Annotated in this window: 25 protein-coding genes; 6 read left to right on the forward strand and 19 right to left on the reverse strand. The window is 69.0% G+C overall.

Features of this window, described 5'->3' with window-relative positions; all coding sequences use genetic code 11:
* Positions 1-13: 13 nt before the first annotated feature.
* The gene (locus F1D05_RS13725) at positions 14-1,300 is read left to right on the forward strand and encodes an FAD-binding oxidoreductase (protein ID WP_185448057.1); all 1,287 of its coding nucleotides are present in this window, start codon (positions 14-16) and stop codon (positions 1,298-1,300) included.
* Between the two features lie 187 nt (positions 1,301-1,487).
* Here the strand turns inward: F1D05_RS13725 and F1D05_RS13730 are convergent, their stop codons facing one another.
* From F1D05_RS13730 to F1D05_RS13750, 5 genes are all read right to left on the reverse strand, one after another.
* Positions 1,488-1,859 carry a hypothetical protein gene (locus F1D05_RS13730; RefSeq protein ID WP_185448058.1) on the reverse strand — a complete coding sequence of 124 codons (372 nt, stop codon included), beginning with the start codon at positions 1,857-1,859 and terminating at the stop codon, positions 1,488-1,490.
* 61 nt (positions 1,860-1,920) lie between these two features.
* The gene (locus tag F1D05_RS13735) at positions 1,921-2,829 is read right to left on the reverse strand and encodes a ribonuclease Z (protein WP_206686205.1); all 909 of its coding nucleotides are present in this window, start codon (positions 2,827-2,829) and stop codon (positions 1,921-1,923) included.
* Between the two features lie 17 nt (positions 2,830-2,846).
* Positions 2,847-3,269 carry a pyridoxal-phosphate dependent enzyme gene (locus F1D05_RS13740; protein ID WP_185448060.1) on the reverse strand — a complete coding sequence of 141 codons (423 nt, stop codon included), beginning with the start codon at positions 3,267-3,269 and terminating at the stop codon, positions 2,847-2,849.
* Positions 3,270-3,314: 45 nt separating this feature from the next.
* On the reverse strand, positions 3,315-6,326 hold the full coding sequence (locus F1D05_RS13745) for a glycine--tRNA ligase (RefSeq protein ID WP_206686350.1): 3,012 nt from the start codon (positions 6,324-6,326) through the stop codon (positions 3,315-3,317).
* A 146-nt stretch (positions 6,327-6,472) separates the two neighbouring features.
* Entirely contained in the window at positions 6,473-7,012 is a 540-nt protein-coding gene (locus F1D05_RS13750) for a TetR/AcrR family transcriptional regulator (protein WP_206686206.1), read from the reverse strand.
* A 347-nt stretch (positions 7,013-7,359) separates the two neighbouring features.
* Here F1D05_RS13750 and F1D05_RS13755 point away from each other — a divergent pair, with 347 nt between their 5' ends.
* Together F1D05_RS13755 and F1D05_RS13760 are read left to right on the forward strand one after the other, a co-directional pair.
* Positions 7,360-8,097, forward strand: coding sequence for a TIGR03564 family F420-dependent LLM class oxidoreductase (locus F1D05_RS13755; protein WP_206686207.1), 738 nt, complete (start codon positions 7,360-7,362; stop codon positions 8,095-8,097).
* A 211-nt stretch (positions 8,098-8,308) separates the two neighbouring features.
* Entirely contained in the window at positions 8,309-8,704 is a 396-nt protein-coding gene (locus tag F1D05_RS13760) for an ester cyclase (protein ID WP_185448062.1), read from the forward strand.
* 269 nt (positions 8,705-8,973) lie between these two features.
* Here F1D05_RS13760 and F1D05_RS13765 read toward each other — a convergent pair whose 3' ends face one another.
* Entirely contained in the window at positions 8,974-9,465 is a 492-nt protein-coding gene (locus tag F1D05_RS13765; RefSeq protein WP_185448063.1) for a MarR family winged helix-turn-helix transcriptional regulator, read from the reverse strand.
* A 560-nt stretch (positions 9,466-10,025) separates the two neighbouring features.
* Between F1D05_RS13765 and F1D05_RS13770 the strand changes: the two genes are divergently transcribed.
* Positions 10,026-10,652: a superoxide dismutase gene (locus tag F1D05_RS13770; RefSeq protein WP_185448064.1), complete on the forward strand. Its 627-nt coding sequence runs from the start codon at positions 10,026-10,028 to the stop codon at positions 10,650-10,652.
* Between the two features lie 129 nt (positions 10,653-10,781).
* Here the strand turns inward: F1D05_RS13770 and F1D05_RS13775 are convergent, their stop codons facing one another.
* The 10 genes from F1D05_RS13775 to F1D05_RS13815 all read right to left on the reverse strand — a co-directional run bounded on the left by F1D05_RS13775 (position 10,782) and on the right by F1D05_RS13815 (position 19,105).
* Positions 10,782-11,228, reverse strand: coding sequence for a YdeI/OmpD-associated family protein (locus tag F1D05_RS13775; RefSeq protein ID WP_185448065.1), 447 nt, complete (start codon positions 11,226-11,228; stop codon positions 10,782-10,784).
* Positions 11,228-12,043: an alpha/beta fold hydrolase gene (locus tag F1D05_RS13780; protein ID WP_185448066.1), complete on the reverse strand. Its 816-nt coding sequence runs from the start codon at positions 12,041-12,043 to the stop codon at positions 11,228-11,230. The genes F1D05_RS13775 and F1D05_RS13780 overlap by 1 nt, the downstream gene beginning before the upstream one ends.
* On the reverse strand, positions 12,040-12,816 hold the full coding sequence (locus tag F1D05_RS13785; protein WP_185448067.1) for an alpha/beta fold hydrolase: 777 nt from the start codon (positions 12,814-12,816) through the stop codon (positions 12,040-12,042). Before F1D05_RS13785 ends, F1D05_RS13780 begins: the two co-directional genes overlap by 4 nt.
* Before the next feature lie 145 nt (positions 12,817-12,961).
* Positions 12,962-14,218: an RNA polymerase sigma factor gene (locus tag F1D05_RS13790; RefSeq protein ID WP_185448068.1), complete on the reverse strand. Its 1,257-nt coding sequence runs from the start codon at positions 14,216-14,218 to the stop codon at positions 12,962-12,964.
* A gap of 686 nt (positions 14,219-14,904) precedes the next feature.
* Positions 14,905-15,282 (reverse strand): YciI family protein, encoded by a 378-nt coding sequence (locus F1D05_RS13795; protein WP_185448069.1) that lies wholly within the window; start codon positions 15,280-15,282, stop codon positions 14,905-14,907.
* Between the two features lie 99 nt (positions 15,283-15,381).
* The gene (locus F1D05_RS40190) at positions 15,382-15,627 is read right to left on the reverse strand and encodes a hypothetical protein (RefSeq protein ID WP_246486670.1); all 246 of its coding nucleotides are present in this window, start codon (positions 15,625-15,627) and stop codon (positions 15,382-15,384) included.
* 127 nt (positions 15,628-15,754) lie between these two features.
* Positions 15,755-16,846 (reverse strand): LCP family protein, encoded by a 1,092-nt coding sequence (locus tag F1D05_RS13800; RefSeq protein ID WP_246486671.1) that lies wholly within the window; start codon positions 16,844-16,846, stop codon positions 15,755-15,757.
* Positions 16,847-17,007: 161 nt separating this feature from the next.
* Positions 17,008-17,286 (reverse strand): hypothetical protein, encoded by a 279-nt coding sequence (locus F1D05_RS13805; RefSeq protein ID WP_185448070.1) that lies wholly within the window; start codon positions 17,284-17,286, stop codon positions 17,008-17,010.
* Between the two features lie 71 nt (positions 17,287-17,357).
* The gene (locus F1D05_RS13810) at positions 17,358-18,152 is read right to left on the reverse strand and encodes an ABC transporter permease (RefSeq protein WP_185448071.1); all 795 of its coding nucleotides are present in this window, start codon (positions 18,150-18,152) and stop codon (positions 17,358-17,360) included.
* Positions 18,149-19,105, reverse strand: a complete 957-nt coding sequence (locus F1D05_RS13815) for an ATP-binding cassette domain-containing protein (RefSeq protein WP_185448072.1) — start codon at positions 19,103-19,105, stop codon at positions 18,149-18,151. The genes F1D05_RS13810 and F1D05_RS13815 overlap by 4 nt, the downstream gene beginning before the upstream one ends.
* A gap of 90 nt (positions 19,106-19,195) precedes the next feature.
* Here F1D05_RS13815 and F1D05_RS13820 point away from each other — a divergent pair, with 90 nt between their 5' ends.
* Entirely contained in the window at positions 19,196-19,969 is a 774-nt protein-coding gene (locus F1D05_RS13820; protein WP_185448073.1) for a TetR/AcrR family transcriptional regulator, read from the forward strand.
* Positions 19,970-20,053: 84 nt separating this feature from the next.
* On the opposite strand, the gene F1D05_RS13825 is transcribed toward F1D05_RS13820, so the two are convergent.
* The 3 genes from F1D05_RS13825 to F1D05_RS13835 form a co-directional block, all read right to left on the reverse strand.
* The gene (locus F1D05_RS13825) at positions 20,054-20,728 is read right to left on the reverse strand and encodes an SDR family NAD(P)-dependent oxidoreductase (RefSeq protein ID WP_185448074.1); all 675 of its coding nucleotides are present in this window, start codon (positions 20,726-20,728) and stop codon (positions 20,054-20,056) included.
* A gap of 293 nt (positions 20,729-21,021) precedes the next feature.
* Entirely contained in the window at positions 21,022-21,903 is an 882-nt protein-coding gene (locus F1D05_RS13830; protein ID WP_185448075.1) for a hypothetical protein, read from the reverse strand.
* A 370-nt stretch (positions 21,904-22,273) separates the two neighbouring features.
* Positions 22,274-23,410: a TetR/AcrR family transcriptional regulator C-terminal domain-containing protein gene (locus F1D05_RS13835; protein ID WP_246486672.1), complete on the reverse strand. Its 1,137-nt coding sequence runs from the start codon at positions 23,408-23,410 to the stop codon at positions 22,274-22,276.
* 190 nt (positions 23,411-23,600) lie between these two features.
* Between F1D05_RS13835 and F1D05_RS13845 the strand changes: the two genes are divergently transcribed.
* Positions 23,601-24,881: an FAD-dependent monooxygenase gene (locus F1D05_RS13845; protein WP_185448076.1), complete on the forward strand. Its 1,281-nt coding sequence runs from the start codon at positions 23,601-23,603 to the stop codon at positions 24,879-24,881.
* Positions 24,882-25,145: the final 264 nt, after the last annotated feature.

The raw sequence follows: 25,145 nt of genomic DNA on the forward strand, positions 1-25,145 counted from the left end.
AAGGAGCCGGATCATGACCACCACCCTCACCCTCGAACTGCTGTATCCGGGCGAGACCGGGTACGACGAGGCCCGGACGATCTGGAACGCGATGATCGACCGACGCCCGGCCGTGATCGCCCGCTGCCACAGCACCGCGGATGTCGCGGCAGCTGTTCGTTTCGCGCGGGCCGGGGAGCTGGAGATCGCAGTCCGTTGCGGCGGCCACAACATCGCCGGCCTCGCCGTACCCGAGGGTGGGTTGATGATCGACCTGACCCCGATGAACGAGGTCCGCGTCGACCCCGAGCGGCAGATCGCCTGGATCGAGGGCGGCGCCTTGCTGGGCGAGCTGGATCGCGCCACCCAGGAGTACGGCCTCGCCACCACCGCCGGCAACGTGTCGCACACCGGCGTCGGCGGTCTCACCCTGGGCGGCGGCATGGGCTGGCTGGCGCGGCAGTTCGGACTCGCCTGCGACAACGTGATCTCGTACCAGCTGGTGACCGCGGACGGCGACCTCGTGACCGCGAGCGCCACCGAGAACCCGGACCTGTTCTGGGGGCTGCGCGGTGGCGGCGGCAACTTCGGCATCGTCACCTCGTTCGAGTTCCGCCTGCACCAGGTGGGCACCTGCACCCTCGTCACCGAGTTCACCTATCCCGCCACGGAGGGCTTCGCCGTACTACGAGGTTGGCGCGACCTGAACGCCACGGCTCCCCGCCAGGCCACCTTCACCGCCAGCGTCCGCGGCGAGGAGCTCACCGTCGGCTTCATCTGGGTCGGCGATCCTGCCGATGGCACCCAGCTGATCCCAGCCTTCCGATCCCTCGGAACAGTAGTTGCCGAGAGCATCGAAGAGCTGTCCTACCTGGCGCTCCAGACACGCGACGACAGCATCCAGGGGCACCGATTCCGTCGCTACTGGAAGGGCCACTACTTCAAGTCCCTGCCTGACGACGCGATCCGCGCACTGCTCCGCAACCCCGGCATCGGCGCCAGCCTGCAGGCGTACGGCGGCGCGATCGCCGACGTACCGGATTCCGATGCCGCCTTCAGTCATCGCGACGTGATGTTCGAGTTCGTCACCGCCACCCGTTGGGAGGACGCCGCCGACGACGCGGAACGGATCGGCACGATCCGCGCGTACGCCGCCACGCTCGAGCCGTACGCCGGTGGCGCCTACGTCAACACCCTCAACGGCGAGAGCGTCAGCCGCGCCTTCCCGCCGGCCAAGCTGGCCCGGCTGACCGCACTGAAGAACAGCTACGACCCGGCCAACATCTTCCACCTCAACCAGAACATCAGGCCGTCGGCCTAACTCTCCTTCTTGTCCAACAAGGCCTTCTTGTCCAACTGCTCCAGCCCCCACAACGGCAGACCGCGGCGACGGCGGCAGGGACGCCCCTGCGCGCAGGCGATAGCCGGCCAGGCCCGGAACGGCATCGACGGGATAGCCGGAACTGCTGACGTCCGGGAGTTCTTCCGGCCGCTGCGCTGAGCTCTGGTCAGTCGACCGGGACGCCGAGGGAGCGCAGGATCGAGGCGCCTTCGGCCAACTGGTAGCCGGCCCGGCGGAAGTCACCCGATTCCAGGCAAGCGCGGCCGATCGCGAGGCGGGCCTGTCCTTCGAGGAGCCAGTCCCCCAGCCGGATCGCGGCCGCCAGGGCGACCTTCTGGGTCACCAGCACCTCTTGCCAGCGGCCGGACTCGGCCAGCCGGGGCTCCAGCGCCCAGGCGAGCTCCCAGGCATCGGTCAGCATCCCGTCGTCGAACGCGACCTGTACCGAGGCCACCTCGAGGGCGACCCGGGTCGCCTCGTCCAGCGAGACGGGGAATTCATTGCCATCGGCAAACGATGCCGGAAACGTCAGTGACACAGGGCAATCCTACGACTACTTTCCATCATCCAGATCACAACTGTGTGACTAGGCAACCAAATCAGCGGCGAGCGGGGACGGCGACGCGGGTCAGGTCGGCGGCGACCACGATCTCGCCGTCGAACTCGGCGGCCGCCTCCTCGTGGAAGCGCTCCGGCTCGGTGTAGCGCTGGGAGAAGTGGGTCAGGACAAGCTTGCGAACCCCGCACTCCTGGGCGACCCGGGCGGCCTGGCGGGCAGTCAGATGACCGAAGTTGGTAGCGAGCTCACGTTCCGAGGACAGGTACGTCGACTCGATCACGAGCAGATCGGCCCCGTCGGCGAGCTGGAACACCCCGTCACAGAGCCGGGTGTCCATCACGAAGGCGAATCGTTGCCCCGGGCGCGGTTCGCTCACCTGCTCCACCGTCACCGTGCGTCCGTCGACCACGATCGAGCCCGCCTGCTGGAGGCGGCCGACGGCGGGTCCGGCCACGCCGTACCGGGCCAGTTCGGCCGGCAGCATCCGCCGGCCGTCCGGTTCGATCAGCTGGTAGCCGAACGACTCGATCGGGTGTTCCAGCCTGCGCACCCAGAGCTGGCCGAACGAGCCGACCGACAGCAGGCCTTCCTCGTCGATCGGCTCCTCGCGAAGGTCGGCCCGCTCGAAGAAGGACGCGGCGTACCGGAGCCTGGTGAAGTAGTCCTGCCCGGACGCCGGGTAGTGCGCAGGGACGGGATGCTGCACGTCATCGAGTGAGAGCCGCTGCACGATCCCCGGTACGCCGAGGCAGTGGTCGCCGTGGAAATGCGTGACACAGAGCCGGGTGATCGCGCCGGCCGGCACCCCGGCGTACAGCATCTGCCGTTGGGTGCCCTCGCCCGGATCGAACAGGAAGCCCTCGGAATCCCAGCGCAGGAAGTAGCCGTTCTGGCTGCGCTCTCGTGACGGCACCTGACTCCCGGTGCCCAGCACAACCAATTCACGCACGGCCACACAGTACTTCGTCAGGTCAGCGCTGCCACCAGAGTTTTCGAGGAGATGTTGCCGCCGCAGGACACCACGGCCACTCGCCGGCCGGCCAGCTCGGACCGACGAATCCGGGCCGCGGCGAAGACGGCGTCGAGCCGCCGGCCGTCGAGCTGCTCCAGCAGCTCCACCGCGATCGTGCCCTGCCCCGCGACGATGTCCGGATCGTTGTACGGCGAGATGTAGGTCCAGCCGTTCTCAGCGGCCTCGGCGCGGGCCAGCACCTCGTTGGCGCCGGAGTCGGTGCCGACGCTGCGGACCTCGATGCCGAAGCGCTTGATCGCGGCGACCTTGCTGGCGGACGCATTCTGCGGCACGTAGACGATGCCGTGGCCGCCGAGGGTCGCGAGCGCGTTGCTCACGCCGAGCCCGTGGTTGCCGGTCGAGCCGATGACCTGCACCCCGGACCCGACGGCTACCGCCTGATCGCCGAGCGGCTGGCTCCCCTACTCACCCTGCCGCTCTGACTGCACCGGCTGGCCGGCGAGGCTGGTACCGAGTGCCTGCCAGTCCAGCACGGGTGCGGCGAAGTCGCGGATGGTGGCCAGCAGGCCGAGTCGCGCGGCGCGGACCTCCGGGTCCTCGGCCATCACCAGGATCTCCTCGAAGAAGTTGGTGATCGGCTCGACCAGCACCTCCGTCGCGATGACGAACTCGCCCAGCGCGGTCGGTGCGGTACCGACCTTCTGGACCGCTTCGTGCAGCACCAGCTCGGCCGGCTCGGTCAGCTTCGACGCGTCGTACACCGCGGCCACGTCGGCCGGGACGATCCGCCGCGCACGCTGCAGTACTGCGACCAGCTCGGCGAAGCCCGGCGTCGTCACCTGACGCTGGAGCTCGGCGAGGGTCTCGTCGGCGGTCGCGGGCGCTTCGGCGAGCGGCAGCACGGCAGCGACCTGGAGGTGGTCGTCACCACGGTCGAGAACCTGCTGCTCGTACCGCCGGACGGTGAAATCGGCCACGTCGGCGAGCGACTCGGCCGGCACCTCGATGCCCTGGGCGCCGATCTGCTCGGCCGCCGCGGAAAGCCCGACAGGCAAGGTGATCGCGCGCAGTTCCGGGTGCTCGCGCAGGATGGCGACGACACCGGCGGCGGCACGGCGCAGCGCGAACGGGTCCGAGCTACCGGTCGGCTTCGCGCCGATCGCGAACAACCCGGCCAGCAGGTCGAACCGGTCCGCGAGTGCCAGCAGTGCACCCGGGATCGTTGACGGCACCGGGTCGCCGGCGGAGCGCGGCAGCTCCATGTCGAACAGCGCCTGCGCGACCGCGTCGGTCTCACCAGCACGGCGCGCGTACTCGCGGGCCATCGTGCCGGCCAGGCTGGTCAGCTCGACGACCATCTGCGAGCCGAGGTCGAACTTCGCCAGCTCGGCCGCGCGCTGCAACGTCTTGACGTCCTCACCGTCGAGCCCGATGATCTTGCCGAGGCTCTCCGCGATCCGCCCGATCCGGCCGGCCCGCTGGGCCATCGAGCCGAGCCGCTGCTCGAACGCGAGCTTGTCGAGGCCTTCCTTCATCGCCGCGGGGGTGGTCTGCAGATCCGCGCGCCAGAAGAACGCAGCGTCCTCGTAGCGGGCCCGGAGTACACCTTCGTTTCCGTTCCGGACCGTTGCCTCCTTGACGGAACCGTTGGCAACGGCAACGAAATGCGGCAGCAGCTCGCCGTCGGCGCCGCGGACCGGCAGGTAGCGCTGGTGCTTGCGCATCACCGTGGTCAGGATCTCGGCCGGCAGGTCCAGGTAGTCGGCCGAGAAGTTGCCGAGGATCGCCGTCGGCTCCTCGATCAGATTGACGATCTGGTCGAGCAGCGCGGACTCGGCTGCGAAATCGACGCTGCCGTTGACCTCGGCGGCGAGCCGCTCCGAGGCCTCGACGATCTGCTGGCGGCGCTTGGCCGGGTCGGCCTCGATGCCGTGGATCCGCAGCAGGTCCAGATACCCCTCGGCCGCCGCGATCTCGACGGTCGGCTGGGCCGCGGTGCGGTGGACGCGGGTGGTGCGGCCGGCCGTCAGCGTCGACACCGAGACCGGGACGACCTGGTCACCGAGCAGCGCGACCAGCCAGCGGACCGGGCGGGTGAACGACAGCTTGGCGTCGTTCCAGCGCATGTTCTTGTCCGACCGCAGACCGCTGACGATCTCGGCCAGCAGGCCGCTGAGCACCTCGGCCGCGCCGCGACCCGGGTCGGGCTTGGTCACCGCGACGTACTCGACGCCGTCGACCTCGAGGTCGTGCAGCTCGCTGGTCTCGACGCCCTGGCCACGGGCGAAGCCGGCGGCCGCCTTCGTCACGTTGCCCTCGGCATCGAACGCGGCGGCCTTCTTCGGCCCGCGGGCGACTCGCTCGGCGTCCGGCTCACTGGCCTGGACGGCCGCGACGAACGCGACCACCCGGCGCGGGGTGGCGTAGGTGGTGACCTCACCATGACCCAGCCGGGTCGCGGCCAGCTTCTCGGTCAGTGCGGCCTTGACCGCCGCGGCCGTCTTGGTCACCTCCGACGGAGGCATCTCCTCGGTGCCGATCTCGAACAGCAGCTGCCGGGTGCCGGTCATCACCGGGAACTCGGTCGGCTCCGGCGCGGCCGCCGGCAGCTCGGCGATCCCCAGCGGGTGCTCGAGCTCCGTGCGGCGTTCGGCCCACAGCTGGGCGACCTCCCGGGCCAGGCCGCGCATCCGGCCGAACGCCTTCGCGCGTTCCGTCGTACTGACCGCGCCGCGGGCGTCGAGGATGTTGAAGGTGTGCGAGCAGCGCAGTACGTGGATGTGCGCGGGCACCGGCAGCCGGGCGTCGAGCATCCGGCGGGCCTCGTTCGCGTACTCCTCGAAGAGCCGCTTCTGCGATTCCACATCGGCGTCGTCGAGATAGAACCGGCTCATCTCGTACTCCGCCTGGCCGAACGCCTCGCCGTAGGAGATCCCCGGCGCGTAGGAGATGTCCTTGAAGTGCGAGACGCCCTGCAGCGCCATCATGATCCGCTCGATGCCGTAGGTGATCTCCACCGACACCGGGTCCAGCGTCATCCCGCCGGCCTGCTGGAAGTAGGTGAACTGGGTGATCTCCAGGCCGTCCAGCCAGACCTCCCAGCCGAGCCCCCAGGAACCGGTCGCCGGGTTCGCCCAGTTGTCCTCGACGAAGCGGATGTCGTGCGCCTCGATGTCGATGCCGAGCACCTCGAGGCTGGCCAGGAAGAGCTCCTGCGGGTTGCCCGGGTCCGGCTTGAGCACCACCTGGAACTGGGTGTGCGTCTGCAGCCGGTTCGGGTTCTCGCCGTACCGGGCGTCGTCGGGACGCACGCTCGGCTCGACATACGCGACCCGCCACGGCTCCGGACCGAGCACCCGCAGGATCGTCGCCGGGTTGAGCGTGCCGGCGCCGACCTCCGTGTTGAACGGCTGCACGACCATGCAGCCCCGGTCGGTCCAGTACTTCGTCAGCGCGAGCAGCGCGTCCTGCATGGTGAGCACGACAACAACCTCAGGTTCGGGAGTTTCGGGATCTGGAGATCGGCCCGTCGTGGTCCAGCGGACCGAGAACTCGAAAGACCGAGGCGCTAAGTCTATTCGCCTTTCACCCCCACCAGCACCGGGTTACCTCCGCCTCGTCAGTCTTCGAGCAGGACGCCGGTCAGGACGAGGCCGAGCAGCCGGTCAGCCTCGGCCGCCTCGGGTCCGCTCACCAGCGAGATGGCATTGACCAGCTTGAGCAGGTCGTCGATCCGCACCGTCTCCCGGACGGCGCCCTGGGCGCGGGCGCGGCTGAGCAATCGGTCCCCCGCCGTCCGGATTCGGAGATGTACCTTCGACCCGGCTTCGGCACTCAGTATCAACGCCGCACCGAGACCGCGGTTGGTGGTCGCGTGGCCGACCATACCGCGCAACCACTGGGTCAGCGCCCGGCCGCGATCGGGATGCTCGAGCAGCCTTTCAGCCTCGGCGCAGACGAGGTCGACACTGCCGAGGAACACCTCTTCGAGCAACGCCTGACGGCTGCCGAAATGCCGGTGCAGAGTCGCGGACCCGACCCCCGCGCGCCGGGCGATCTCCTCCATCGACGCATCCGCCCCCTGTTCGGCGACGACCTCCGCCGCGACGGCGATCAACCGCTCGTAGTTGCGCCGCGCATCGGCCCGCATCGAAGGCATCCGCAAACTCCCTTGGCTAAATGGGGTGGCACCCCATATCGTAGCCGACAACAAGCGGGGGCCCACCCCACTTAACTCAGAAGGAGTTCCGATGCGGATCGGATTGGCTTTCGGCGACGTCCGCGGCGCACTGCCACTGGCGGAGATCATCGCCCAGATCGAAGCAGCCGCCACGGCAGGGTTCCCCACCGCCTGGTCGGCCCAGGCCCTCGGTTGGGATGCCCTCACCACCCTCGCCATCGCAGGTCAGCGGATACCGGCACAAACCGCACCGCAGGGCGCCGGCCCGCGCCCAGACGCACCCCACCAGCAGCCGGGCCGACGGCCGGGATGGCTGGCCTGGGGGGATGGAACTCGGGACCGCGGTGATTCCGGTGGCCCAGCGGCATCCGCTGGTGTTGGCCAGCCAGGCGCTGACGACACAGGCCGCGACCGGGAACCGGTTGACGCTCGGGATCGGGGCCGGGATCTCGGCGATGGTCGGGCGAATGTACGGACTGCCTGTCGACCGGCCGGTGCGGCGGATGCGGGAGTACCTGGAGGTACTACGACCGCTCCTGCGGGGCGAGTCGGTCGAGCACCGAGGTGAGAACCTCACAGCGATGGGCCGCGTCGGAGTACCGGATGCCCGACCGCCACAGGTATTACTCGCCGCCCTGGGACCGGCCATGCTCCGCGTGGCCGGGGAGGTCGCCGACGGCGCGATCACCTGGATGACCGGACCGCGAACTCTGGCCGACCACATCGTCCCCACCATCACCAAGGCGGCAGCCGACGCGGGCCGCCCGTTCCCTCGCGTAGTAGCCGGCTTCACCATCTGCGTCACCAACGACGAACAAGCCGCCCGGGCCGGCTTCGACGAACAGTTCGCCCTCGCCGGCCAGGTCCCGGAGTACCGCGCGATGCTCGATCGCGAAGGCGCCACCAGCCCGGCCGACCTCCTGATCGCGGGCGACGAGGAGTCCGTGATCCGCCGACTCAACGCCCTGCGTTCAACCGGGATCACCGACCTGATGGCCACCCCGGTCGGTGATGCCAGCTCCCAGGCACGCACCACGACAACGCTCGCCGCCCTCCTCACCTGACCCGTCACCCACCGACCCAGCGGTCCGCGGCCGGTCGACCCAGGCCAGGCCTTGGTCGGCGCGGCCGTCCTGAACCACACAGCCGGCGGCAACAGCTCACGGCGGGCTCTGCTTCGGCAGGATGCCTGCGCCCGGCAGGGCCTAGGGGGTGAGCGCCCGCAGGACTGCCGACACCAGTCCGGCTCGCTCGGCCCGGCTGAGGGGTCGGCCGGTGACCGACATCCACGCGAGTGTCCCGTTCTTGGCTGCGGCGCAGGCGCCGTGGGCCCGGACCAGACCTGCTCGGCTGGGCCTTGGGCCGGCCAACGCGGGCAACCTCGCGGCGGTCGACGAGATCTTTGCGCCGGACTTCTACAGCCACCCCTTGCGGCAGTCGGGCACCGCCCCTGTCCGGACCGCCTGGACGATGGTGCGGGAGAGGTTTCCCGACCTCCGGATCGAAGCCGAGGACATCGTGGTGGACGAGGACAAGGTCGTCGTAGGGGCAACCATCCACAACGCCGGCCCGGACGCCGCCGGGAACCCTCCCACGATGTTCGAGCTGCTCCGGGTCACAGACGGCCGAATCGCCGAACTCTGGGGCGTCAGCACCCTCCACCGGCGCTGATCCTCGGTCTACTCATATCACGGCCATGCAATATGAATTTCATACGATAGGTAGGTCTTCACGACGCCACAGGAGCACAAGTGACCACTCATCACCGTCGCCGGACGATGTTCGCCATGCTGTCCCACTTGTTGTCTCTTCGGGCATCCTCTAATGTGGTGTCCGTATCATATGAGTCCCATATGAAATTAGGAGAGAGTTCACCCAGACTCGGTGAAGCTCTATTTGCCGGCAGTGCGTGCGTCGGCAGCTGGGTGGGTCAGCGCGGCTCAGCCGTCGGCGAGAGTCTCCGTCGCGGCTCGGCCCGCTTCCGCCGTACGCCGGAGGAAGCCGGCGAGCAGCTCCAGGTCGGCGTCGGCATATTCGGCGAGGAGGGCGTCCATCGTGCCGTTCATCCCCGAGTAGAGCTGGAAGACCTCGGCGCTGCGGTCCTTCAGCGCGCGAACCTCGACGGCCCGGCGATCGCTCGCCTCCGGATCCCGATCGCGGCTGATCCAGCCACCGCGCTGAAGCCGGTCGAGAATGCCGGTCATCGTGGCGGGATGCAGGCCGGCCCGCCTGGCCACCGCGGTCGGGCTCATCGGTCCGTGCCGGGTGATCAGCTCGAGGCAGTCGAGGTCGACATCCTTGAGTTCCAACTGCGCGCCAACCTGATGGTTCAGCAACGACAGCTGATTACTCAACTGCCGCAGTTCGTCCTTGATCTCCGTGGCCAGCCGCCGCCGGCTCCGTGCCGCAGTACGGGCTGCTACGGGACTCATAAGATGCACCTCTCATGCTGTACGACTTTCAAACAACAGCCTAGTGGTTCGAGCCGAGCAGCCGACCTGCAACTGAAGCGACAGTCAGGCGATTTCGTAGCAGGGCACGGGATGGCCGGCGCCCTCGGCGACCCGCCGTTCGCGCTCGGCGAGATCGCGGCCCCGGTCGAGGCCGTCGGGGCGCGGGTCCAGGTCGAGCAGTCTTCCGCTGGCCGAGGCCACTGCGGCACATCAGCGGAAGGCGAGCGGACGCGCCCGGGGCAAGCTGGTCCTCGACGTCAGGTAGCACGCGGCCGCGGCGCACCTCAGCCTGAGTGGTCAACAGGCTGAGGTGAGACCGGTGACCTCTCGCGTGGATCGAGGGGGCGAGTATGTGAAGCTGGAGGGGTGACCGGGGTGGCTGTGTGAAGTGGGCACTGCCGGGCACAGGTTGGGTAACCCGCGACGGGCAGTCTTCCGGCGCGGTGACTTGACCTCAACCGTGGTTGAAGTTTCAAGCTGGTGTCGCTGTCCGAGGACACCGCAGATTTAGGCCCCCGGGCCCTGACGAAGGAGCAGAGTTGACCACGTACACGCTGCCAGAACTCTCCTACGACTACGGCGCACTCGCGCCGCACATCGCCGGCGAGATCATGGAGCTGCACCACTCCAAGCACCACGCGACCTACGTGAAGGGTCTCAACGACACGCTCGAGAAGCTGGCCGCGGCCCGCGAGGGGGGCGACTTCGGCTCCATCGTCGGGCTGGAGAAGACGCTCGCCTTCAACCTCGGCGGCCACGTCAACCACTCGATCTTCTGGAAGAACCTGTCCCCGGACGGTGGCGACAAGCCCGACGGCGAGCTGGCGGCCGCGCTGGACGAGTCGTTCGGCTCGTTCGACGCCTTCCAGGCGCACTTCACCGCCGCGGCGACCACCATCCAGGGGTCCGGCTGGGCGATCCTGGGCTGGGACGCGCTGCAGGGCAACCTGCTGATCCACCAGCTGTACGACCAGCAGGGCAACCTGCCTGCCGGGCAGATCCCGATCGTGATGCTGGACATGTGGGAGCACGCCTTCTACCTGCAGTACAAGAACGTGAAGCCGGACTACGTCAAGGCCTGGTGGAACGTCGTGAACTGGGCGGACGCGGCCGCGCGCTTCGACGCCGCCCGCAGCAACGCGGGCGGTCTCATCACCGTCGGCTGATCACCTGACGACCTCTTGCGTCCGAAGAACTGGTGGGTCCCACCCCTTCTTCGGACGCAAAGCGGTCGCCCGTACGACGTATCGCTCGGCCGGCCGTAGATCGCCATCTCGACCGCGCCGCCGCTCGGGTCAGCGTTGGCCGCGGCCGCCGGCGAGGCGCTCGACGGCCTTGGTGATCCGGTTCTGCCGGGTCTCGGGCTTCTTCGTCTCCTCGATCCCGAGCACGAACCAGCTCCGCTGGCTGTAGGACAGCCCGTCGAAGAACTTCCGGGCCGCCGGCTCCGCGTCGAGCGCGGCCGCGAAATCCGCCGGTACGGCGACCTCTCGCTCGGCGGCGTCGAGCACCAGCTCCACATCGACCTCGTCGCCACCCTCGACCCCGGCGGCCTCGCGGTTCGGCGCGCTCACCCCGACCATGAACTTGCCGCCCATCACCGCGACCGTACTGCGGTAGCTGTGGCTCCCGATCGTCACCACGACCGGCGGCTTCTTGCCCTTGCCGAGCGCCTCGATCACGTCGGGCGGAACCTCGATCCCGACCTTCGTCGTCCCGAGGAGTCTGGTCCGGAACTTCATCACGCGCCGCCGAAGAAGCCGGTCAGCACCGGCGCGATCGCCGTCGCCTTGATGATGTGGGTCTGCCCTGGGATCTCCTGGTGCACGGCACCCGGTACGGCGTCCGCGAGGGCCTTGATCGCAGTACGCATCGTGGCCGGGCTCTTACCGCCTGCCGCGATCAGGACCGGCATGGTCAGCCCGGCCCATTGGGATGCGTCGAGCGGCTTGCCGAACGCGTTCTCGCCGACCAGCTCCGCGTCGTACGGGAGGGTGTGGGCGACGGCCTTCATCGCCTTCCAGGCCGGCATCAGCTTCATCAGGGTGACGACGATCGCCGGCAGTCCGATGCCTTTCGTCATGAAGTACTTGATCGCGTCGCCCCGCTTGCCCGCGTCCGCGAGCGCGCGCATGTCGGCGGCCCAGGTCCGCGGGATCGGCTTGCGGCTGTCGTCGACCACGAACGGCGCCTCGAAGACGGCCAGCTTGCTGATCGGTAGCCCGGCCGCGGCAGCGCGTAGTACGAGCGCACCGCCGGATGAGGTGCCGTAGACGTACGCAGACCCGCCGGCCGCCTCGATCACAGCTGCGAGATCCTCGATCTCGCGCTCGACCTCGTAGACCTTCGCATCGCCGCTGTCACCACGGCCGCGCCGGTCGTAGTTGTAGACGGTGTAGTGCGAGGCCAGTTCCTTCGAGAGGTCCGGCATCGGACCCTGCGCCCGGCTGCACAGCGCGCCGTCGACGAGGACGACGGCGGGCCCTTCACCGGCCCGGTCGTACGTGATCGTCGTACCGTCCTTGGATCTCACTGTGTTCGAAGTGATGGTGTTCATGCGAAGAACTCCTTCAGCGCGGGAGCCAGTACTGCGGCGTCGACGTTGTGCTGCTGACCGGGAAGCGTCCGGTGACTGCCGTCGCTCAATGATTTGACCACGGCTTCGTTGCCGAGCCGCATCCATTCGTCCGAAGCGCCGCCGGTGAGTACCTGCGTCTGTACTGCGACGGCCGCGACCGTCTCGGTCGGAACCGAGTAGTCGCCCATCACCGTCGCGTCGTACGCGAGGGTGTGCGCGATCGCTTCCTGAGCCGGCCACCAGGGCGATGCCTTGGCCATCTCGACGAACTCGGGCGGCAGTCCGACCACCTCGGCCATGAAGTACTCCGCTGCCTGGTCGCGGCGGCCTTTGGCGACGAAGTCGCGGTAGATGTCCGCCGTGTTCGCGGGCGGGCGCTCGCGGGTGCCTTCGAGGATGAACGGCGGCTCCCACAGCGCCAGCCGGTTCACCGGCCGGCCCGCGGCGGTCGCGAGGAGCGCGAGCACCGCGCCGGACGAGGTCCCGTAGAGGTGAGCCGAGCCGCCGGCAACGGCGAAGATCGCATCCAGGTCCTCGAACTCGCGCTCCATCTCGTAGACCTCCGCGTCGCCGCTGTCGCCGCGGCCCCGGCGGTCGTAGTTGTAGACCGTGTACTTCTCCGCCAGCAGCGCGGCCAGCGGGGCGTTCGACAACCGGTCCACGGAACCGCCGCAGACGAGGACGACCGCGGGCCCGTCGCCCAACCGGTCGTAGGCAATCGCAGTGCCGTCCGCCGAAGTGACCTTGTCCATCGTGAGCTCCTCAACCGATCGGACCCGGTGCCATTCACCTGGTCTCACCCCTGCGTCGAGTGGATCACGTCGCTTTCGACAAAGTTCTCGAAGCTTCTTCAGCAGGCTGCCGTGCGGTTTCTTCAGCAGGCCGCAGTGAGTTTCGTCAGCAGGCGGCCGCGCGGTCGAGGAGGAAGGCGCGCTCACGCTCGTTGCGGGTCATCGCCGCGGCCCGTTCGAACTCGGCGCGAGCCTCGTCGAGGCGGCCGAGCTTGAACAGCAGGTCACCTCGCACGCTCGGCAGCAGGTGGTACTCCTTCAGCGTCGGCTCATCGAGCAACGCGTCCACCGCGACGAGTCCCCGCTCCGGCCCGAACGCCATCGAGATCGCCACCGCCCGATTGAGCTCGACCACGGGCGACGGGGTCACCTGCGCGAGTACGGCGTACAGGCCTGCGATGCGCGGCCAGTCGGTGTCCTCGGCCTCGGCCGCGCGGGCGTGGCAGGCGGCGATGGCCGCTTGCAGCAGGTACGGACCAGGTGGTTCCTCGGTCGACCAGGCGCGGTCGATGCTCTCCAGGCCGCGGCGGATCAGCAGCCGGTCCCAGCGGCGGCGATCCTGGTCGAGCAGAAGAACTGGCTCGCCGGAGGGGCCGACCCGGGCGTTGGCCCGCGATGCCTGTAGCTCCATCAGGGCGACCAGGCCGTGTACCTCGGACTCGTCCGGCACCAGCTCCGCCAGCAGCCGGCCGAGCCGCATCGCCTCGTTGCAGAGGGTCGGGCGCATCCAGTCGTCACCGGCGGTCGCGGAGTACCCCTCGTTGTAGATCAGGTAGATGACCTCGAGCACCGACGACATCCGGTTGACCAGCTCCTCGCCGGTCGGTACTTCGAACTCGACCTCCGCCTTGGCGAGATTCCGCTTGGCCCGTACGATCCGCTGCGCGATCGTCGACTCCGGCGCCAGGAACGCGCGCGCGATCTCGTCGGTCTTCAGCCCACCGAGCAGCCGCAGCGTCAGCGAGACGCGAGCATCGGTGGTCAGCACCGGGTGACAGGCGGTGAACACCAGCCGGAGCAGGTCGTCCTCGATCGTGTCCTCGAGGATCGCCTCGACATCGTCCTCGACGCTGTCGCCGTCGATCTCGAGCTGATGCCCCATCTCGACCAGCTTCCGCTGGTACGTCTCCTTGCGCCGGATCAGGTCGATCGCCCGCCGCTTGGCGATCGCCATCAGCCAGGCGCCGGGATTACTCGGTACGCCGGACTCCGGCCACTGCTCCAACGCAGCCACCAACGCATCCTGCGCCAACTCCTCGGCCAACCCGACATCCCGCACGATCCGCGCGACGCCGGCAATGATCCGCGCCGACTCGATCCGCCAGACCGCGTCAATAGCCCCGTGAGTGTCCGTAACCGTCACCCGACCGATAGAACAGCACGGTTGGGGTCACGGCAAGCTTGCCTTCCCACGCACCTCCTCCGTCGCTCGTCACACGCACTCTTCGGTGGCTCTCCACACGCACCAGCCAAAACCCGTCGTCGGACCACCCGCGGTTCCTGCCCCCTCCCTGATCCGCACCCCCAGCCCGGTTGGACCAGACCCACAGATCCGCTGTGGCGAACCCCCAACTTCGAGGGGTTGACCCCACTAAGTGGGGGTTACCCACCCGGATTCCACAGGCAACCCAACTTCGAGGGGCCAACCCCTCAAAGTGGGTTCGCCGACCGCCAAGATGACGACGGCGTACTGCGGGCGGAGGCGGGCGTGTCCGGGTGCCGGCCGACCGGTCCGGCGATCGGGCGACGCCGATGGGCTGGATGTGCTCAACCCACTGATATGGGGGTTCGCCCCTCCTGTCGGGGTTCCCTCCCTGGTATGCCGATGGGGCAACCCCGACAGGAGGAGGGGAAGCACCGCGTCTGAGCGAAGCGAGGCGGCGTATCGGGCGGGTGGGGTGGGTGGGGTGGGGTGTACAGACGCAGTAGCTGCGTCGGCACATCCCCGAGCCGCGACGCAGGAGCGGCGATCCCAGGGCGGGAGCGCCGACGCAGGACGTACGTGGGGATCCCCCAGAGCTCGGTCGGCCGGGCTCCGGGGGCTAGCGGTTAGTTCTGGAAGAGGTCTGAGTCGGGGGCGAAGTCGGCTTCTTCGACTACGCGGCGGACCTCGATTTCGCCGTCGAGGGCTTCGGCCAGGCGGGCAGCCCACTCGACTGCTTCGTCCTTGGTGCGGACGTCGACGACGATGATGCCGCCGATCAGTTCCTTGGTCTCGGCGAACGGCCCGTCCGTCACTGTCCGCTTACCGCCTGCGACCTTCACCCGCGCACCGAGCGAACTCCGATGCACTCCCTCGGCGAACAGCAGTACGCCGGCCTTGGACAGATCCTCGACCACCTTGCCGACACCCTCGGCGACCTCCTGCCTCACCATCCGCCCGGCCTCGGTGTTCTCGTCTGCCTTGTTGATGATCATGTAGCGCATCGCTGTACTCCCTCGTCGAAATCTGTCGATCACTTACTCTCACGTCGAGCAGGTCATCCGCAGATCGACACACCACATTTACCCGGGTCCGCTCCGGCTTCAGCTGTCGGCCTGGTCGCCGGTGGGGTGGTAGGCGCAGGCGTCGTTGAGGTTCTCGGTGGGGGGTGGGGTGACCGACTTCCCGGGGGTGGTCGACTTGCCGGGGGTCGCGGGCGTCTTCGGCGTCGCCGGGGCGTCGGACGGCTTGGCCTCGAGGGCCTTCTGGACCGTCTCACGCAGACCCTCGTAGTCGGGGTGCAGGTACTTGAGCTTCAGCTTCGACACATCCAGGTACACGTTCGACACCGTGCCGGACTTCACCTTCAGCCCCAGCTGGACCAGCGCCGGCAGCAGCTCCTGCGGGATGTCCGTCCGGAGCAGGTGCTTGCCCGCCTTCGCGATCGCCTGGTACTTCGTGACGAGGGTCGACGGATCAGCGGCATCGACGATCCCCTTGATCGCGCAGCGCTGGCGGATCTGCCGCTGGTCGTCGTCCGCGCCGTACCGGCCCGCGCGCGAACCACAGCGCCTGGAAGCCGTTGAGGTGCTGTTGCGGACCCGGGTGGAGCCACTGGCCGGGTGGGGTGTGCGTGCTGCTTTCCCCGCCCATCGCGACCTTCTCGTTGATGTTGACGGTGATCCCGCCGAGCGCGTCGACGATCTCGTCGAAGCCCTGCAGGTTCACCTGCAGGTAGTAGTCGATCTTCAGTCCGGTGGCCTCGCCGACGGACTGCTTCACCACGTCGGCACCCTGGTTGTCGGACGGGCCGAGGATGCCGGGGTGTGCGTCCGGGATGTTCTGGTACATCGCGGTCAGCATCCACTCCAGCCGGCCTTCGAGGCTGAGCCCCTCCTGGCCGAAGCCGTCCGGGTAGAACTTGTGTAGCGGCGAGTCCTCCGGGAACGGCATGAAGGTGAGCTGTCGGGGCATCGAGATCAGCGCGGTGTCACCGGTCTGGGTGTCGATGCTCGCCACGATGACGGTGTCGGTGCGGACGCCGATCCGGCCCTTGCCGTCGTCGCCGCCGAGCAGCAGCAGGTTCAACCTGGGCTTACCCTCCCAGGGATCCTTCACGTTGACCGTGCTCGGCCGGGTTGCGCTCTTGCTGTCCCCCTGCGACTGGAACACGTTCTGGACCAGCGACCGCTGGGCGAGGACATTCTGTACGCCGACGGCAGCGGGCGCCGCGATCGCGAAGCAGAGCAACCCGACCGTCGTCGCACCAAGCGCCCGTCCCGCCGGACCACCCGTTGCCGGGCGCAACAACCGGTGCGAGCCGACGATCACGATGATCCAGAGCAGCGCGAGCAGACCGATACCGACGCTGGTGATCAACAACCGGCTCGGCACGACCGCCGCCGCGAGAACCTCGTCGCGACGCGTCAGCCCGACGTACACGACGAGCCCCAGCAGACCCAGGGTGAGGGTGAGAACGAACACGCCAAGCCGCCGGCGGCCGCCGATAATCAGGCCGACGCCCGGCAGCAGAGCGCTGAGCAGGGTCAGTCCGAGCGAGCCGGACACGCTCCGGGACCGGGCATGACCCGTCCCCGCAGTACGACCCTTCGCACGGGTCGCGCGTGATCGACTCCCCATATCTCCCCTGTCAGCGCCCGATACCAGTGTGCGTCCAGTACCCAAGACGCACACTTCTTCAGACGCCACTGAGCGCCGATCGGTTTACTTCACCGGAAGTCGACCTGCCCCGGCGGCACCCGGGACGGGGCGCGTGGAGGCTCGAGCGGGCGGAGCAGACCGGCGGCGAACCAGGCCTCCACCGACTTGGCCTCCTTCGGATTCGGGACGTAGACGACCCGGGCCATCCAGTCATCGGAGTTGTTCCGCCGCCACTCCAGGATCAAGCCTGGCCACGGGCCTCGCTCGTGCGCTGTGGCGAGCACCCAGCAGTGCCGCCGCCGGCTGTCCGGCGGCGGCTCCCGCGGATATCGCCTGTTGCTCCCCATGGCCCTAGGATCGCACAGAGGTTCGATTGTTGGTCAAATTTCGCGGAGGGTTCACACCCCCGTACTGCGAGTCAGCGGGACAGGTTCCGGAAGCGGGTCGCGGCCAGCGGCAGGAAGACGGCGGTCAGGAGCAGCGGGCAGACGAGCGCCGCCAGGAGGGCGTGGTCGCCGATCCAGGATGCGGGTGCGGTATCGGGGTTCTCGAAGAGCGATCGAGCAGCGGTCGCGGTGAGCGAGAGTGGGTTCCATTGCGCGATCGCCCCCAGCCAGGACGGCATCGTGGACGTGCCGACGAAGGCGCTGGAGAGGAATCCGATCGGCCAGACGAGCACCTGGACCATGCTGATGCTCTGCGCGTTCTTCACCACCAGACCGATGAAGATTCCGACCCAGAGCAAGGCGAAGCGGAGCAGCAACAGCACCCCGAACGCGGCGAGCGCCGCCGCGAACGTGCCGTGCCAGCGCCACCCCAACGCCAGGCCGGTGACCACCAGCACGGTGAGCGTGACGATCGAGTCGAGCAGGTCGGCGATACACCTGCCGAGCACCACCGCGGCCGAGCTGATCGGCAGCGAGCGGAATCGGTCGGTGACGCCCTTCGACGCATCCTCGGTGACCGCGATCATCGTGCTTTCGAGTCCGAAGAGCATGGCCAGCGCGAAGATCCCGGGCACCAGCAACTCGTAGTACGACTGGCCCTCGGGGCGTTCCATCGCGCCGCCGAGCAGGGCGCCGAACATCAGCAGCATCAGGACCGGGAAGAGCCACTTGAAGATGACCACGCCTGGTTGCATCCGCCAATGCGTCAGATCGCGCCGCGCGATCGTCCAGCCGTCGGCGAGAGCCCAGCCGAAACGGTTCGTCATACCGCCACCTCCGTCGTGGTCAAGTGCAGGAAGACCTCGTCGAGCGTCGGCCGCCGCAAGGTGATGTCCTCCGGTTCGATCATTGCCTCCCGCAACGACGTCGCCACGTCCACCAAGGCCCGGGTGCGATCCCGCACCGGGATGCTGACCCGCAGGTCGTCGACGCGGACCTCGCCGTCGGCCAGCCGTTCCACCAACGCCAGCACTCGCGGGACGTCGGCCGGGTCGAGCAGCAGCAGATCCAGCCAGTCGGCCCCGAGCTCCGCCTTCAGCTCGTCCGGGGTGCCTTCGGCAACGACTTTGCCTGCCTTGAGCATCGAGATCCGGTCCGCCAATCGATCCGCCTCCTCCAGGTACTGCGTGGTCAGCAACACCGTCGTTCCACCGTCGACCAGGTCCCGGACCGCGGACCAGACCTCGATCCGCGCGGCCGGATCGAGCCCGGTCGTCGGCTCGTCGACGAACAGCACGGCCGGCGCGACGATCAGGCTCGCCGCCAGATCGAGCCGCCGGCGCATCCCGCCGGAGTACTTGGCGACCGCCTGATCCGCGGCCGCCGTCAGCGCGAACCGTTCGAGCAACTCGTCCGCCCGCCGGACCGCGGCCGGGCGGGACAGATGGTTCAGCCTGCCGAACAGGACCAGGTTCTGCCGCCCGGTGAGGATCTCGTCGACCGCCGCGTACTGCCCGACCAGGCCGATTCGCCGCCGAACCTCCGCACCCTGGCGGCGTACGTCGTACCCGGCGACCGTCGCCTCGCCGGAATCCAGCTCGAGCAGCGTCGACAGGATCCGTACCGCGGTGGTCTTGCCGGCCCCGTTCGGCCCGAGCAGGCCGACCACCGTGCCGGCCGCGACCTCGAGGTCGAACCCGTTCAGGCCCGCCCCCTCCGTCCCGCCGGCGTAGTTCTTGCGTACTTCGCTTGCCACGATCACGCCTTCTGCCACTTCCATCCCCTCTTGCAGTTTGAACCGTAGACTGTACCGTACACCGTACGACTCGATACTGATCAGCTCAACGACGACCGGCTAAGGTTTGTTCCCGTGCCTGGAAAAAAGACCGCCGTGGCCGATCCGGCCCGCAGCCTGGCCCTGCTCTGGGGCACCCACACCAAGCCCGGCCGGTCCGGGCTGACGCTGCGGGCGATCGTCGACACGGCCATCGAGCTGGCCGACGCGAACGGGCTGGAAGCGGTCTCGATGCGGCTGGTCGCCGAGCAGCTCAAGGCCGGCACGATGTCGCTCTACACCCACGTGCCGGGCAAGGGCGAGCTGACCGTGCTGATGTTCGACTCGGTCTACGGCGACCTGTACGGCGATGTCGACGAGCCGGCGCGGCAACCGGGCGGCTGGCGCGGCGCGATGGAGTTCGTTGCCAAGCGCAACTGGGAGGTGCTGATGCGGCACCCGTGGATCCACGACGTGCCGGCCGTCCGGTCAGCGCTCGGGCCGAACATCACGCTCAAGTACGAGGCCGAACTCCGGCCGCTGGACGGGGTCGGACTGACCGACGTCGAGATGGATTCGACGCTGAATCTGATCATCACGCATGTGCACGGCACGGCGCGGACGGCGGCCGAGCACCTCGCCACGCAGCGCGAGTCGGGTCTGACCGACGCGGAGTGGTGGCTCACGACGGGGCCTGCGCTCGCGCGGTACATGGGAGCCCTGGCCGAGCGGTTTCCGGTCGCCGGGCGGGTCGGAACGGCCGCAGGCGAACAGCACCAGGCACCGATCGACTCCGAGCACGCCCTGAAGTTCGGCCTCGACCGCATCCTCGCCGGGGTAGCGCTCTTGATTGAAGAACGCAAGAACTAGCCCCTCGTACTGCGGGGCGCCGGGCGGCGTCGTACTGCGAGGTGGCGCGGCGTCGTACTGCGGGGGGGGTGGGAGTGGGTTGGTTCAGACCGGGAGGTGGGCTCCGGTTAGGGCTTCGTTCTCGGCTAGGAAGCGGAGGACGGTGGCGATGCTGGCTGGCGGGGTCCAGGTGGAGGTGTTGGCGGTCGGGCGGGCGCGGCGGTTGGCTGGGGTGTCGATCGTGCCGGGGACGATGGCGTTCACGCGGATGTTGTCCTTCGCGTACTCGACAGCGAGCGCATCGACGAACGCGAGCACACCCGCCTTCGCGGTGATGTAACCGGCCGCCCCGGAGAACGGCTTCAGCGCGGAACCGCTCGACGTACAGACCACCGCTCCCCCACCGGCCGCGATCAGCTGCGGAAGCACGGCCTGGGTGACCAGATACATCGGCCGCAGATTGAGCCGCAGCTGGTCCTCGAACTCCTCGACCGGCGTCTCGTGCACCCGGGCTCCGGACGCAAACCCACCGACCAGGTTGAGCACAGCCTTGACCGGCGCTCCCGCGTCAGCGGCAGCAACCTCGGCAACCTGCGCCGCACCCGCCGGATCGGAAAGGTCCGCGACCAGCGTCTGCAATCCCTCGTGCTGCCCGAGCTCCGCCAGCGTCGCCTCGCTACGACCCGGCACCACAACCCGCCAGCCAGCCGAGAGGAACTCAGCCGTCACCGCCGACCCGAGTCCACCAGTCCCACCCGCAACAACCACAGTCCGACTCATGACGGCAGCCTAGTGCCGCACTACTCGAGGAAGGCCAGGGTTGGCGGGGTGCCGGGGAGGGGAAGGCGAGGGGGCCGCCGGTGGGGCGGGAACGCCGGTGGTGGCGCCGGAGGGGCGGGAACGCCGGTGGTGGCGCCGGAGGGGCGGGAACGCCGGTGGTGGCGGGGCAAGGGCGGAGGGCAGAGGTGCCGCCGGACAGGCGGAGGAGCGGGAGCGCCCGAAGGGCGGAGGGCAGAGGTGTCGCCCGGGTGGCGGAGGAGGGGAGCGCGCCGAAGGGCGGAGGGGCGGAGGCGTTAGTCCGGGAGGGCGAGGGTTCGGCCGGCGGCTCGGGCGGATTCTATGGTGCGGGAGAGGGTGTCGCGGAGGGCGGTTGCCTCGTCGGCGAAGCCTTGGACGACGGTGGTGTCGCCGACTGGTTCGGTGCGGGCGAGGAGTTCGATGTAGCGGTCGCCGTCCTCCAGGGCCGCTTCGGCGCGGAGGGCTGCGTCGGCCGAGCGGACCCGGTCGGCGTACTGCTCGAGCAGCTCGACCTTGCGCTTGATCGCATCCACCGAGCGGGTGATCGCGCGGCGTTGCGGACCGAGTACGGCTTCGAGCTCGGCCGTCGCCATTCCGCTGGCGATCTCGAGCTGGCGGGCGCGGAGTGCGGACTGTTCGTGCAGGACCTGGCCGATGTCCCAAAGCTGTTCGGGGAGGACCAATTCGTTCTGCATCTCGTCGAGCAGGCCGCGCTGGGAAACCGTTGCCCCGAGCACCGTTCTCACCGCACGCTGCGCGCGCCCGAGCATTCGGCCGGCCGCGTCGTCGAAGTCCTCGGGCAGTAGGTACTTGCCGTGCTGCAGCCGCGCGGCCTTGTGACCGCGGTTCTCGACCGCTGAGCTGACGGCGACCCCGCCGGTCAGTACGACGGCGACCACGGCGAGCGCGAGCGCGGACCACGCGGCGACGGCGGTCGGCAGGGTGATGGCGAAGATGATGAGCCCGAGGATCCAGCCGCCGACGCAGATCGCGAGCCAGACCAGCAACGAACCGAACGTCGCTCCCGGCGCGATCGACCAGGACGTCTCCCGCTTCGGCCGCGGCTGCCCGGCCGGGACGAACAGCTCCGGCTTGCGCTCGAACAACCGCCGCACCTCGACCGGTACGTCGGGCGCGAACACCGGCTCCAATGCCATCGCCACCTCCTCATCCGTCGAGCACTCAGCGTAGCGGTGCGCCTCCACTACAGACCAACACCAGACGCCCGGCACCTGAGGGAAGGAAGGAGGGCGGAGAGACCGAGGGAGGGCAGGGCTGGAGGGAGGTGCGGGTGCGGAGGGGACCGAGGCAGGGCAGGGCTGGAGGGAGGTGCGGGTGCGGAGGGGACCGAGGCAGGGCAGGGCTGGAGGGAGGTGCGGGTGCGGAGGGGACCGAGGCAGGGCAGGGGCGGAGGGAGGTGCGGGTGCGGAGGGGACCGAGGCAGGGCAGGGGCGGAGGGAGGTGCGGGCGCGACGGACCGAGGGAGGGCGGGGGCGGAGGGAGGGCGCGGGAAGGGGAGGGTGCCGGTCATGGCGTGAGGGTGGTTGCCAGGCCGTTCAGGACGAGTGTCAGGCCGAATTCGAAGAGTTGGTCCAGGTCGTAGTCGAAGTCGAAGCCGTTCGGGAGGGCTTGGAAGCCGGGGAGGTCTGCGGTTTGCATCAGGTTGGTGAGGCGATCGGCGTGGTGGTCGGCCCATTCGTCGGCGGTCATGCCGGTGTCTTGTTCGGCTTGGGCCTCGGGTTCGAGGTTGAGTGCGACGCCGCGGACGTAGCCGAAGACGGTAATCGCGGCGTACATCGCCGTGCTGGCGTCGATGCCGAGGCCGGCGACGGATCGCAGTACGGCGTCGGTGTGCATCGCGAGGTTGGGGAGTAGCTGCGGGCGGTTGAGGGTGACGGCGCCCGGCAGCCAGAGGTGGCGACGGTACGCCGCCCACTGCAGGCGGGCGGCCTGTTCGATCCCGTCGCGCCAGTTGGTGGGACGCTTTGCAGGGAAGGGGAAATCGCCGACCGCAGTTTCGACCATCTGCAGGATGAGGGCGTCCTTGCCGCCGACGTACCGGTAAAGCGCCATCGTCGAGACGCCGAGGTCACCGGCGATCCGCCGCATGGACAGTGCCGGCAGGCCATCCGCATCGGCGATCGCGATAGCGACCCGCACCACCCGCTCCCGGCTCAAAAACTCCTCACCGGGCTCGACAGCACCTCGTACGGCCCCTGGGTGGGCCCCCGGTTCTCCGGCAGAGCGCGGAGCCCCCGCGACGCCGGCGGAACCCCGCGAGGTGCCGCTGCCGGCAGAGGCGCGCGGGGCGCCCGCGTCGGCTGAACCGCGGGAGGTGGCGGAGCCGCGCGAGGCGATCGTGCCGGCGGAACCCTGCGAGGCGGCCATGCCAGCAGAGGCGCGCGAGCCTGCTGCCCTCCGGGGGGCGGTTGGGGTGGGTGGGCGGCGGGGTGGGGGGCCGACGATGTTGCCTACGCCGGGGCGGGGGTGGATCAGGCGTTCTTGCTGAAGGAGGGCGAGGGCCTTTGTCGCGGTGGCCATCGCGATGCCGTGGTCGCGGATCAGGGCGCGGGTCGAGGGGGCCCGGTCGCCTGGTTTCAGGTTGCCGGTCTGGATCCGTCGCCGGAGCCCGGCTGCGATCCGCTGGTACGGCGCGTCGGTCATCGAGGTCCTTTCGCACTAGTGCACTCGGTGCTGTTTCCGCAGCCGGTCCCGCTCACCAAACCGGCCTTGCACCGTTCAGGAAATTGGTGCACTAGGGCGGCTGCCGCCGTACGAGCCCCGGATGCCAGCGAGTGGCTACCTTGCTGTGTGTACACCGTACGTGCACTACCCCATCGAAAGGAAGTCGACGATGTCGAAGAACGTGTTGATCTCCGGCGCCGGGATCGCCGGGCCCACGCTCGCCTACTGGCTGCACCGGTACGGGTTCCGCCCGACCGTGGTCGAGGTCGCGCCCACGCCGCGCCCCGGCGGTCAGACCGTCGACATCCGCGGCATCGCCCGCGAGGTCGTCACCCGGATGGGGCTGATGCCGGCGATCAAGGACCGGCTGATGCACGAACTCGGGATGGAATACGTCAACGCCTCCGGACGCCGATCCGCGGCGTTGCCGGTCGAACTGTTCGACGGCGGCGGCCCGGTGGCCGAGATCGAGATCCTCCGCGGCGACCTGGCCGAGATCCTGCTGGACGCGACCGCGGGCGAGGTCGAGTACCTGTACGGCGACTCGGTCACCGCGTTGGCCGAGGACGAGCGCGGTGTCGTCGTGACGTTCCGAGAAGGCGGCGAGCGGAGGTTCGACCTGGTCGTCGGTGCGGACGGCGTGCACTCGCGGGTGCGGTCGATCGCGTTCGGGCCGGAGTCGGAGTACGTCCGGCATCTCGGCGGCTACGGATCCTTCTTCACCGTCGACGCGCCCGAGCCGCTGGACGGGTGGATGAAGATCCACTCGGCACCGGGCGGTCGCTGGGTCGGGCTCCGGCCGGATCACGATCCGCGGCAGGCGAAGGCGCTGCTCAGCTTCCGGTCGCCGACGATCACCTACAACCGACGGGATGTGCAGGAGCAGAAGGCGCTGCTGGTGAAGACGTTCGCGGGGATCGGCTGGCAGACGGCGAAGATCCTCGAGCAACTGCCCGAGGCGGACGACTTCTACTTCGACACGACCAGCCAGGTCGTCGTACCGGAATGGTCCCGCGGCCGCGTGGCGCTGGTCGGCGACGCCGGGTACTGCGGTTCGCCGCTGGCCGGACACGGTACTGCGCTGTCGCTGGTCGGCGCCTACTGTCTGGCGAGTGAGCTGGCCATTGCCGATGGCAACCACCTGCGCGCGTACCCGGAGTACCAGCGCCGGATGCAGCCGTACGTCGACCAGCGGATGGAGCTGCCACCGGGTGGACTCAAGATGGCGATGCCGATGACGAAGACGGGCATCCGGCTCCGCGACGCCTCGACGCGGCTGATGACGTCGCGCCCGTTCCGCCCACTGCTGGCCAAGGCCACGATCGCAGCACCTGACCAGATCTCCCTCTCGGCGTACGACGCACTGCCCGGAGCCGCCGCGCCCGGCCAGACCTCCACGGCCGTGGACGACGCTTCCGCCGGAACCGCTACTCCGGCCAGGAGGAGTTGAGGATGGTGTCGACGAAGTTGATCGGCTGGAAGCCGGGGACGTAGCGGGCCAGGACGTCGGCCTTCACGTTGCCGAAGGTGGTCGCTGAGCGGTGTTCGATGCCCCTGGTGAAGGCTTCGAGGATGCGGTTCTTGAAGTCGGGCCGCGGGTGGGCGGCGACGATCTCGGCACGCTCCGAGGCGGAGATGCGGTCGAGGGCGATCCCGAGTACGTCGGCCTCGACGCCGGTGGTGACGAGCGCGATCTCGGGGTGGTGCGGCGCGG

Origin of the sequence: Kribbella qitaiheensis (genome assembly GCF_014217565.1) — a bacterium.
Classification (GTDB): Bacteria; Actinomycetota; Actinomycetes; order Propionibacteriales; family Kribbellaceae; genus Kribbella; species Kribbella qitaiheensis_A.

Excerpts from the sequence above, each read along its gene's own strand:
- F1D05_RS13785 (WP_185448067.1), bottom strand. The coding sequence starts at position 12,816 with ATGGACAAGGTCACTTCGGCGGACGGCACTGCGATTGCCTACGACCGG.
- F1D05_RS13810 (WP_185448071.1), bottom strand. The coding sequence starts at position 18,152 with ATGACGAACCGTTTCGGCTGGGCTCTCGCCGACGGCTGGACGATCGCG.
- F1D05_RS13805 (WP_185448070.1), bottom strand. The coding sequence starts at position 17,286 with ATGGGGAGCAACAGGCGATATCCGCGGGAGCCGCCGCCGGACAGCCGG.
- F1D05_RS13780 (WP_185448066.1), bottom strand. The coding sequence starts at position 12,043 with ATGAACACCATCACTTCGAACACAGTGAGATCCAAGGACGGTACGACG.
- F1D05_RS13825 (WP_185448074.1), bottom strand. The coding sequence starts at position 20,728 with ATGAGTCGGACTGTGGTTGTTGCGGGTGGGACTGGTGGACTCGGGTCG.
- F1D05_RS13750 (WP_206686206.1), bottom strand. The coding sequence starts at position 7,012 with ATGCCTTCGATGCGGGCCGATGCGCGGCGCAACTACGAGCGGTTGATC.
- F1D05_RS13725 (WP_185448057.1), top strand. The coding sequence starts at position 14 with ATGACCACCACCCTCACCCTCGAACTGCTGTATCCGGGCGAGACCGGG.
- F1D05_RS13830 (WP_185448075.1), bottom strand. The coding sequence starts at position 21,903 with ATGGCATTGGAGCCGGTGTTCGCGCCCGACGTACCGGTCGAGGTGCGG.
- F1D05_RS13745 (WP_206686350.1), bottom strand. The coding sequence starts at position 6,326 with ATGCAGGACGCGCTGCTCGCGCTGACGAAGTACTGGACCGACCGGGGC.
- F1D05_RS13835 (WP_246486672.1), bottom strand. The coding sequence starts at position 23,410 with ATGACCGACGCGCCGTACCAGCGGATCGCAGCCGGGCTCCGGCGACGG.
- F1D05_RS13845 (WP_185448076.1), top strand. The coding sequence starts at position 23,601 with ATGTCGAAGAACGTGTTGATCTCCGGCGCCGGGATCGCCGGGCCCACG.
- F1D05_RS13815 (WP_185448072.1), bottom strand. The coding sequence starts at position 19,105 with ATGGAAGTGGCAGAAGGCGTGATCGTGGCAAGCGAAGTACGCAAGAAC.
- F1D05_RS13765 (WP_185448063.1), bottom strand. The coding sequence starts at position 9,465 with ATGAGTCCCGTAGCAGCCCGTACTGCGGCACGGAGCCGGCGGCGGCTG.
- F1D05_RS13755 (WP_206686207.1), top strand. The coding sequence starts at position 7,360 with ATGGAACTCGGGACCGCGGTGATTCCGGTGGCCCAGCGGCATCCGCTG.
- F1D05_RS13795 (WP_185448069.1), bottom strand. The coding sequence starts at position 15,282 with ATGCGCTACATGATCATCAACAAGGCAGACGAGAACACCGAGGCCGGG.
- F1D05_RS13775 (WP_185448065.1), bottom strand. The coding sequence starts at position 11,228 with ATGAAGTTCCGGACCAGACTCCTCGGGACGACGAAGGTCGGGATCGAG.